Source organism: Pirellulales bacterium, assembly GCA_035499655.1.
Taxonomy (GTDB): Bacteria; Planctomycetota; Planctomycetia; order Pirellulales; family JADZDJ01; genus DATJYL01.
Window position 1 is genome coordinate 37341 of the sequence record DATJYL010000215.1, and the last position, 9917, is coordinate 47257.

11 protein-coding genes are annotated in these 9917 nt (G+C 57.2%); 5 read left to right on the plus strand and 6 right to left on the minus strand.

Annotated elements, in window-relative coordinates; genetic code table 11:
• Positions 1-10: 10 nt before the first annotated feature.
• From VMJ32_16705 to VMJ32_16715, 3 genes are all read right to left on the minus strand, one after another.
• Entirely contained in the window at positions 11-490 is a 480-nt protein-coding gene (locus tag VMJ32_16705; protein ID HTQ40665.1) for a hypothetical protein, read from the minus strand.
• Between the two features lie 217 nt (positions 491-707).
• Positions 708-1712, minus strand: coding sequence for an NAD-dependent epimerase/dehydratase family protein (locus VMJ32_16710; GenBank protein ID HTQ40666.1), 1005 nt, complete (start codon positions 1710-1712; stop codon positions 708-710).
• Between the two features lie 127 nt (positions 1713-1839).
• On the minus strand, positions 1840-2073 hold the full coding sequence (locus tag VMJ32_16715) for a hypothetical protein (protein ID HTQ40667.1): 234 nt from the start codon (positions 2071-2073) through the stop codon (positions 1840-1842).
• A gap of 303 nt (positions 2074-2376) precedes the next feature.
• On the opposite strand from VMJ32_16715, the gene VMJ32_16720 reads away from it, so the two are divergent.
• The gene (locus VMJ32_16720; GenBank protein HTQ40668.1) at positions 2377-3261 is read left to right on the plus strand and encodes an MqnA/MqnD/SBP family protein; all 885 of its coding nucleotides are present in this window, start codon (positions 2377-2379) and stop codon (positions 3259-3261) included.
• A gap of 112 nt (positions 3262-3373) precedes the next feature.
• Complete coding sequence (locus tag VMJ32_16725) at positions 3374-3685, plus strand: hypothetical protein (protein ID HTQ40669.1); 312 nt, start codon at positions 3374-3376, stop codon at positions 3683-3685.
• Between the two features lie 6 nt (positions 3686-3691).
• On the opposite strand, the gene VMJ32_16730 is transcribed toward VMJ32_16725, so the two are convergent.
• Complete coding sequence (locus VMJ32_16730) at positions 3692-4282, minus strand: thioredoxin family protein (GenBank protein ID HTQ40670.1); 591 nt, start codon at positions 4280-4282, stop codon at positions 3692-3694.
• A gap of 220 nt (positions 4283-4502) precedes the next feature.
• On the opposite strand from VMJ32_16730, the gene VMJ32_16735 reads away from it, so the two are divergent.
• From VMJ32_16735 to VMJ32_16745, 3 genes are all read left to right on the plus strand, one after another.
• Complete coding sequence (locus VMJ32_16735) at positions 4503-5045, plus strand: sigma-70 family RNA polymerase sigma factor (protein HTQ40671.1); 543 nt, start codon at positions 4503-4505, stop codon at positions 5043-5045.
• Between the two features lie 11 nt (positions 5046-5056).
• Positions 5057-6343 carry a hypothetical protein gene (locus VMJ32_16740; protein HTQ40672.1) on the plus strand — a complete coding sequence of 429 codons (1287 nt, stop codon included), beginning with the start codon at positions 5057-5059 and terminating at the stop codon, positions 6341-6343.
• A 245-nt stretch (positions 6344-6588) separates the two neighbouring features.
• Positions 6589-7539, plus strand: coding sequence for a hypothetical protein (locus tag VMJ32_16745; protein ID HTQ40673.1), 951 nt, complete (start codon positions 6589-6591; stop codon positions 7537-7539).
• Here VMJ32_16745 and VMJ32_16750 read toward each other — a convergent pair.
• Together VMJ32_16750 and VMJ32_16755 are read right to left on the minus strand one after the other, a co-directional pair.
• Positions 7536-8852 (minus strand): MerR family transcriptional regulator, encoded by a 1317-nt coding sequence (locus VMJ32_16750; GenBank protein HTQ40674.1) that lies wholly within the window; start codon positions 8850-8852, stop codon positions 7536-7538. The two genes, VMJ32_16745 and VMJ32_16750, sit on opposite strands and share 4 nt — an antisense overlap.
• 175 nt (positions 8853-9027) lie before the next feature.
• On the minus strand, positions 9028-9917 hold an 890-nt coding region (locus VMJ32_16755; protein HTQ40675.1), incomplete at its 5' end, for a universal stress protein.

A 9917-nucleotide genomic window follows, 5' to 3' on the forward strand; every position in this document is an offset into this window, starting at 1 on the left:
TTTTTAAGCCTTATGTCGCAAACAACAACCGCGCCAGTTCGTCTTGAATTTCTTTGCTACGCGCCTCATCCGGCGCGACAACGGTTACTCGGTACTCTTGCTCCCGCCGGGGGCAGAACAACACCAATGTTTCATGCTGAGCATTTTCGCGCTTCGTTTCTTCCAGCCGGCACACTCGGCGTCGCACCAACAACAGCGCCAACACGTATCGCATGTCGGCCTTGGCTGGATCGTTGGCGAGTTGTTCCAACAAATCGAGCATCACATCGTTGGGCGCCCAATGAACTCGCACTCCTTCGCGCGCTGGCAGCTGCGATTTCCACCAGCCGACGGCTTTTTCGGACGGCCCGGGCCAGGCCTCGGCTGAGTAATCGTATCGCACCAGGTTGGCTCCCTCGGCCGCCAGCACGGAATAAAATTTCTCGCCTGGCCGTAATTCCCGGCCGGTTGCCGCACAACGGCGAGTACAACGAACGCCCTCGTATTCCATGCGCGAAGTTTCCGTGATCAATCGTCAACCGCCCAAGACATGTTTGAGAATGGCAAAGTTCGAAGTGCATCCATTTCAAGCGGCAAGTTTGCGATAAGTCTCGCTCGGCCGGCGGCTTAGCAGCAGCCGAACAGGCCGGGCGCAAGGGGCGACAATCGTATGCCAAAACTCCGCCCCGCTCAAGACAAAAAAGCCACGGCGTTTGAGGTAGCAGCAGCTAGCTTCCGAGACTGATTTGCATTGCCAAAGGCCGATTTTCTCGATACCAGGACATCGTGCGGCGGAGCCCTTCCTCTAATGAAATCTGGGGCGTCCAGGAAAGCAGCTGACTGGCTTTGCTGATGTTGGCCCAAGTGGCCAACACGTCGGCGGGATGGGCGCTGCGGCGCTCGATAATCGGCTGCCGCCCCACCAATTCTGCGATTTGCGCGATCAGCGAATTGAGCGAAGTCAAACGGTCGCCGCCCAAATTGATGACTTCGAACCCCAGTGGCTTGAGCGCGGCCACGGTGCCGCGGGCCACATCGTCCACATAGGTAAAATCTCGCTGCTGCTGGCCATCGCCGAAGACGGTGATCGGTTCCCCTTCGGATATTTTTCGAATGAAGCGGAAGACGCTCATGTCTGGTCGGCCGGCGGGACCGTAAACCGTGAAATAGCGCAGCACACTTACATCGAGCTTGTGCAAATGATGATAAGTGAAGGCCAACGCCTCGGCCGCTTTTTTCGAGGCGGCATACGGCGAAAGAGGCCGGCTGGTGTCGGCGTCTTCCGAAAACGGCACCTGATTGTGACCGCCGTACAAGCTGGAAGTGGAAGCTAGCACAAATTTCGGCACGCCCTGCCGACGGCACAGTTCCAATAAATTCAGCGTCCCTTCGGCATTCGTGCGCAAATAAACCAACGGATCATCCACAGAGGGCTGAACTCCCGCCCGCGCGCCTAAATTTAACACGGCGGCAAACGGCGATCCGCCCACTGCGCCCCCGTCATACTCGGCAAATATCTTTTCCAGCGCCCCCGAATCGGTCATTTCGATCCGCTGAAATTGAAAACGCGGCAGGGGTGTCAACTGTGCCAGACGCCACTCCTTCAACCGCGGATCGTAGGAGGCGTTGAGATTGTCAACGCCCACCACCGCGTGTCCGGCATCGAGCAGAATTTGGCAAACTTTGGAGCCGATGAAGCCCGCCGCGCCGGTGACCAGATATCGCTGTGCCATGTGAACGATTCCTTAGGGTCGGATCACTTCCATCAGCATGTTACGGCAGTAGGTTCGCAGCAGGCAACATGTGTCGGGAAGAAAGCGGCGGTTGCCGACGAGATAATTGGAAATCCGAGGGACGCGGTTAGGGTTTATTCAGGGCGGCACGATGTGCATCGGTAGCGGGCACGGCATGATGGCCGCTGGCATCGCTCAGGCATTTTCCGCCGATGCTGGCGAACATTCGCCCGTCTACTAAGTAGATAAATACGGACCCGACATACTGGATAATGGCAATTTCCAAAGCTTCCTGGGGCGGGGCATCGGGCCGGGGAAGAATGGCAGCTTCGCCATTGGCCTCGAACATCTCTCTGGACATGGCAATACTTCTAATGGTTTGGGTGGGTGTTCCGAAATTCAGGGAAAAATTGGCATGCGGGTACAGCCGTTTCAGTGAAATTGCAAAACCCGCGCCAGCCGATTTGAACCTAACTTAATAGCGAGAAAAATCCGGATAAGCCACGATTTGTGCAGTTACGCCCCCGCTGCTGATGGAAACCAAATAAGTCGTTCATTGGGTGAACCGCTGTTCGCGGTGCAAGCGGTGGCATACCATGATGGCCGGCGCTGGAGGCTTTCGAACTGCTAGATTGAAGCCAACTTTTTCTCACGGAGTGCAATATTGTCTTCCGCCGCCAAAGCTGTCGCCGCCAAACAAATTATCCGCGTGGGGCACAGTCCCGATCCGGACGACGCCTTCATGTTCCACGCGCTGGCCAACGGGAAGATTGACACCGGGCCGTACGAGTTCCGGCACGAGCTGGTCGATATCGAAACGCTCAACCGCCGCGCTTTTAGCGGCGAGTTGGAGCTCACGGCCGTCAGCATTCATGCCTATGCCCACCTCACAGATCAATACGTGTTGTGTCCCTGCGGCGCGAGCATGGGCGATGGTTACGGTCCAATGGTTGTCGCCCCAAGGCAATACAATATTGAAGATTTGAAACTGCTCACTATTGCTGTGCCTGGCACGCTGACCACGGCGTACCTGGCGTTGCGGCTATGCTTAGGCGGGGAATTCAAACACGTGGTCGTGCCATTTGATCAGATCATTGAAGCCGTCGTGAGTGGCGAATACCAAGGTCGACCCGTCGACGCCGGACTAATTATCCACGAAGGGCAACTCACGTACGGGCAGCGCGATCTCAAACTCGCCGTCGACCTGGGACAATGGTGGCTTGACAAAACCGGTCTGCCGCTGCCGCTGGGTGGAAATGTGCTTCGGCGGAATTTAGGCGCGACTACCATCCGTGAGGTGAACCGATTGTTGAAGGAAAGCATTCGCTACGGATTGGCACACCGCGGGGAGGCGCTGGCGCACGCCCTGCAATATGGCCGCGATTTAGACTCGGCCCAGGCAGATAAATTCGTGGGGATGTACGTCAACGATTGGACGCTCGATTTCGGTCCGCGCGGTCGTGAAGCTGTGCGGCGATTGCTGACCGAGGGGCATACGGCGGGGGTGATTCCCAAGCGCGTGGAACCAGAGTTCGTGGAAACCGATTAACCGCCGAGGCGCGAAGACGCAGTGCAGATTGAAAATCAAGAAACCACCGATGAATGCGGATTAACGCAAATGAATACAAATTGTGATGAGTAGCGATCAGTCAAAACGAACTATGCCCCCGCTGCCAGAGCGGCCGGAGTTGCCGGAGCCGGCATTGGCCAAGCCGCGGGGTTCGCTGTGGACATTGGTCATCGTCACGGCGATGGCCGCGGGGTTTTTCATCAGCCTGTATTTTTTGGCCGGCGAGCTGGGCCCCATTGTGTTGGGCATCGGTCTGATTTTGGGAAGCATCTTCGTGATTGCTTGCCTGCACTATTTGTTGTGGGGTCGGTGGCTGGGCGATTCTATCCGGCGAGAGGTGGAAGCCGAGGAGCAAATCGAACAGGCCAACCTGGCCCAAACTCGTCGCGAACAAACTCCGTGAGAGCTCTTAGACCTTCACGTGGCCGAAGTATTCCGGCTCGTTGCCGACTTTCCATTTGATGTTGCAGCCGATGCTGGGCTTTTGCTTTTCGCTGGGCATTTTCCCGGCCAGCACGGCATCGAGTGCGGCCCGTAAATCGCGGCCGGTGACGGGAATTCCGCTGTCGGGTCGGCTGTCGTCCATTTGGCCGCGATAGACCAGGCGGCGATCTTTGTCGAACACGTAAAAATCGGGCGTGCAGGCGGCTTTGTACGCTTTGGCCACCGCCTGCGTTTCGTCGAACAGATAGGGGAACGTATAACCGCGGCTTTCGGCTTCGTGAACCATTTGCTCAGGCGAATCAGCCGGATGGGTGACCGGATTGTTCGAACTGATTCCCACCACCGCCACGCCTTTGGGTTGATAGTCGCGGGCCAACTGCGCCAAGCCGTCGGCCACGTGTTTGACGAAGGGGCAGTGATTGCAGATGAACATAATCAACAGGGCCGGCGCGGCTTTAAAATCGTCGAGCGAAACCGTTCTCCCATCGACATTGGTCAGTTTGAACGGCGGGGCTTTCGTGCCAAGCGGCAGCATGGTGCTGGGGGTCAGTGCCATGGCGATGATCTCCTATGAAATGCGTGGCTTTTCGCGAAATGTTTGCGACCAATGCCCACTTGCTTTAAAATCTTAGCAAACAGCAGGCCGCCAGCTACCCCCGGCCAGCGTGCTGTTTTTGCGACGCCTGCAGAAGTTTTCTCAGAAATTTGGGAAAACGGATGTAAGAAATCTGGTTCGGGAGCGACTTGGCCAGTGCGGATACAAAACGATTCCCGAAATGGTGCCTCCGATGGTCGATTGGGACGAACTTGTGCGTCGGGAAGGAACCGCCGTTTGGCGGACCATTTATCGCCTGGTTAGAAATCAGGCCGATGCCGACGAGTGCTTTCAGGAAACCTTTGTGGCGGCGCTGGAGCTAGCCAATCGTCAGCCGGTGCGAAACTGGCCGGCGCTTTTGCAATGCCTGGCAACCAGCCGGGCGGTGGATCGGATCCGCAAGCGACTGCGGCGAACGAAGAAAGAGGAACTTGCCGATTTGGCACAAGCGGAGGCCAAACAACCCGGCCCTGTGCAACACGCTGAAGCCGCCGAACGGGCAACCAGGCTGCGCTGGGCTTTGGCGCAAATTCCAGCCCGTCAGGCGGAGATTTTTTGTTTGCACGAATTGGGCGGCTGGAAATACGAGGCCCTGGCTGAACGGTTCGCCATGACGGCCAGCGCCGTCGGAGTGCTGCTGCATCGGACGCGGAAAAAACTGCACGATTTGTTGAATTTGCACGGGGCGTTGTCCCAATCGCTACTGGAACAACGACCGACGTAGGAGCGGAGATTATGTCAGATCATCAAAATCAAAACGACGAAATTTCGAAAGCTGTTATGGCACTCCAAGAATTGCCGGTTCCGGAAGGTCCGTCGCCGGAAACGGTTTCTCGAACTTTGGCGGCGCTGCGTGCGGCCGCCGATCGGCCGCAATCGATTCCGCTGTTTTGCCCAATAAACACTTTGCGTTGGGCTGTTCAGGCAACTGCACTGTTGGGCATTGCGGCCGCGGTGCTGGTGATGTGCCTGGTGTTTTCCAATTTGGGCGGCGGTTCGGTGGCGTTTGCTCAAGTAGCCCAAAAGCTGCATGATGCATTCACGCTGTCTTATGACTCTACCATTACCAGCCCGGGCGAGCAGGAGCCAAAACTGAAATATCGGACATGGTACATGGAGCCGGGAAAGGCGCGGATGGATATGGGCGATACCATCACGATCATGAATCATGCGACGGGCGCCAATCTAGTGCTCAACAACAAACTTAAAACCGCTATTGTTACGCCAGCAAATTCCACGACCAATTCCGCGGTAGGTGATTTGCCAAACCTAATCGATATGTTGCGTTCGCTAGTGGGGAAAAGTTCGCACCCGTTGGGCGAGAAAGAAATGGATGGGCAGAAAGCTAAAGGATTTGTCTGCGACGTGAAAAGCGATTTGCAATATACCATTTGGGTGAATGCCGCCACGGGCGATCCAATTCGTGCGGAGTTTCCGCTCAATATCGGCCCGGTGCAGGGAACGGTGGCCATGACCAACTTCAAGCTGGACCAACCATTGGACCCAGCCCTGTTTAGTGTGGATGTGCCTGAAGGGTACAAGACGGTGGAACTCCCTGCACTAGACAAAAAGATTCTGCAAATCACCCCGACCGAAAACATTGTGGAAATTTTGCGGGTCTACGCCGAAAAATCGGACGGGGAATTTCCCAAACGGCTGGACAATTGGGGTGACTTTGCAACCAAATTCACCAAGGGAATGGATCAGGAACATCCCAATGCAGACGAAATGAAAAAGGTCATGGTCTTCATGCAGCGGGTTGGGGTGTTTGCAGGGAGCTATCTGTTCTCGCACAAAAAAGGAACCGATTACGATTACCTGCCCGGAAGTAAGCTCGGGGAACAGGACCGCATTGTGTTCTGGATCCGAGACGACAAGAACGGCGATTACAAGGCGGTTTATGGCGACTTGCGGATCGAAAAAATCAACAAAGAACAGTTACCGCCGCCGGCAACCATTGAAGCGCCGGAAACCAAAAAGATTCCAAGAAATCCATCTGTGAATGCCACGAAGTCGCAATAAAACCTCGAATAACTGACGTTTAAGCCTTCTACAGCCATTGCGGTTGACTTAAATTACGCCATTTGCCAGAATCGACTTTGCCGCTTGTATGGCTTTTCACCAAGTCGCACAGTGGAGAGTGGAATCTAACTGGCTTTTTCCGACGGCTCATCGTCGGTTTACATATTTGCACTCCGGATGTTGTGTTGTTCCAGGCGCGACGCAGCAAACGTGGGCCGGGCTGTGCAAGAGAAAGAGGCGCCGTTATGGCGACCCGAAGGAAGTATACATCGTTACGCGGTCGGTTCGCCTGGACGCTGGCCTCGGCCGCCGCAATCGGGTTGGTGTCGCTGGTTTCGATCGTGCTTTACCGATCGAGGAAACCGGCGGAGCATGAAGAACCCGGCTTGTTGGCAACCGCTGCACCGCAGCCCGACGCCGAACAGGCAATTTCATCGCCGGCGCCATCGGCCAAGTTTGATGCCGTGCAAGCTGTCGCTACAGACGGGAGCAATGACAACCGACACGGCGACAAAAGCCCGTATTCTGTTCAGATGGCTAGTGGAGAATTTGTCGAGCAAACGCCTGGCTCCATTCCGGCGGGTAACTTTCATTCGCCGCGTTACGGGTATTCCGTTACTTTGAACGGCACGAATTGGACACGCTGGGATGACCTTGCGGCCGTTGTGCCCGAGGCCGAATGGGGCGCACTGTTGAACAACTACGGCCGGTTTTTGGTGATGCCCGTGGTGTTGGCGGACCCGGCGGCGTCGCCGACGGAGATCGATCGCGCGCTATTGGCGCAATTTGGATTTGAGTATCCGAGTCAGCGGCCGACGGAATTGACGAACTTCCAACGGCAGGGGGCCGAAGGGCATCTTTTCCGACTGACACGTCAAGTCAGCGGCCGGGAGAACGTTTATCGGATTTGGATTCTCCGCCGCGATCGTTATGCATATTTAGTGGCCGCGTGGGTCGACCGCACAGCCGCATTCAATGCCAAATCTGCGAATGCGGACGCCGATGAAATTCCGGGCCGTTCCGCAGGTGACGCCAAATTCAACGCGGAAATTGAAGCGCAGCTGGACGATGTGTTAAGTCGCTTCAAATTCGACGATTTGGCCGCTACGGCCGGCGAACCCAACACGTTGAACGAACGACGCGGACTACATCACGCAAGCCATTTGCAGCCGCAGCCGGCCGCGGTCGAAAATTAAGGCGCGTCGCCGACGTGCTGCAATCTTTCCCGAGCCGCCGACGCCCAGGGGCTTTCGGGCGCCAGCAGCAAGAATTCGCGCCAATGATTCAGGGCTTCGTCGTCGCGGTGCAGTTCGTCCAGCGTGCGGGCTAAATGAAAATGCGCATCGGCATAGCCGGAATGAATGGCCAAAGCGCCTTCTAATGCCGCCACCGCAAGTTCATGCTCGCCCAATTCGGCCAGCACGCAACCGAGGTTTGCGCGGGCTTCGACCAAATCTTCGTCCAGCTCGATGGCCATGTAGTAACGTTCCCGAGCGGCGGAAATATCGCCCAACCGATAGAACAACTCGGCCATGGCAAAACAAACGGCTGCGCGGGGTCCGGCGGCCGCCGCATAAGCCCGATAAGCTTCCACCGCCGCCGCCAGGTTGCCCTCGTCTTCCAAGTCGGCGGCCAAAGCGAGCAATTCGTCCGGTCCCAGCGGCGCGGCGGTGGAGCGCAGCGCATCTGCCAGTGAAATAGTCCGCGGCGCCGGTGGGTTTATTTCGGTTGAATTCGCTTCTCCGGCAGCCGAAGCGACGCTGGAATCTTGCGGCAACGAATCGAAATCGAAAAACAACTGGCCGCCGGGGCCAATCAAACCGTCGCCTTGGCGCAGCAGCAGCCGGCTGCCGCGCACAATCACAGAAAGTTGCGCCAGCGGACGTTGGATGTGCGGCACGTAACGGGCCAGCTCGGTCAGCTTGCGTTCGATGGCCGCGGGTGAAACGCCTGCGGCAAGCAACTCGGCTAAGCGCCGGGCCGTGGCGACTTCCTGAAAATCAAAATACGGCAACCGGCGCACTTCCCGCGCCGGTTGGATCAGTCCGCGACGATGCCACCGGCGGACCACCGCCACGGGCACGCCGATCAATTCGGCCAGCATCGCCGGCGTGTACAAACGGCGGATGTTTTGCTCATCGTCGACCAAGCCCAGGCGCTGCCAGAATTCGCTTTCGCCAATCACTTCCACCTGGCCTGCCTCGATGACGGCCCGCATGTTATCGTCAAAGAAATCGGGCGCGCCCGGATCGGCCGTAACGGCCACGTCCTCTCCCACGACAACCAATTGCACGTCGCCAGCGGCTGCTGGAGAATTTGTCTCCGCGGATGGCGTGGTGGACTCGGTCGAGAGATCGGTGGTCGCCGTCTCTGGCAACTGCACCAATAGGCCGCCGCGCTGGCGAATAAGCTGCTGGACATCGCGCTTTGACATTCCGGCCAGGCGGCCGACCACGGCCACGCGCAGCCCGGCTAACTCGGCGGCATCGGCGCCGGCAGCGATTGTCATAAATGCTTCCTGCACGGTGTGGCAATTTTCGGAATGCGGCGAATGGCCGGTGATGCCTCAGTTTCGCGCAGAAGTTGAACGGTGTCAACGAGCGGCGGGCGGACCGCCTCATTGCTGATCATCTGTGCCGCTTGCAAGAATCGGCGTGTGGAAAAGATGTCGACCGGCCGTTGGCTTAGGATACCACTTCCTTGGGCACCACAGGATGCGAGGCCAAAAACACGCTGCAAGGAGCGTTTTGCAATACAAAATGGGCCCAATCGGCTTCCGGTACGTTGGCGTAGGAACGCTTCTCTTCCGACCAGGGCAGAACAATCACGTTGTAGTTGCCATCGCGAGCCAGTCGGACAATTTCCGGGCCAGTTTGTGGCTGCATGGCAACAATTTTTAGTTTGCGGCCCAGTTGCAAAGCACGCTGCTGATCGTCCGCAAGTGAACTGTGTCCGTTGCCCGGATGATGCTCAATGCTCATCGGAGTTACAGCGACCAAATCTAAATCAACATCGGGAGCGAGCATGGTCAACATCCATTCAAAAACATCGCGGCTGGCCGGAGTGCTGTCGTGTGCCATCAGTACGTGCCGCACGCCGATGCCGGCGGCCCGCAGCTCGGCCACGGAGCGGGCTTGCCGTTCCGCCGCCCGAGGAATGCGGTTGCCGCCTTCGAGGTCGAAGGAGACATCGCGATCGGCGCTGACGATGTGGACGGTAAGGCCATGGGGATGCCCTTCGTTCAGGCTGATCCAGTAGAGAGCGATTTGATCGAGTTGTTCCTCGGCCGTGAATTTGTTCGAGGCGCCCAACATGACTTCTTGGGCGCCGACATCTTTGGCAGTGCCCAACACGGCGATGAGCGGATTATTGGTGGGCACGATCAGCGGAATGACGCGCTTGCCCAGGCGTTCGGCGCGATCGACCACGGCGGTCATAAGTTGCCGGTCGTAGGTATCCAGATCGATATCTTCAGCTTTGGAGGCGCCGCCGGGGGGCTCCATTTTCGCGGTCATAACAATCACGTCGGTGGTGAGCGGATCGTTGTCGGCCAGCGCCTTTTCCAACATGAACA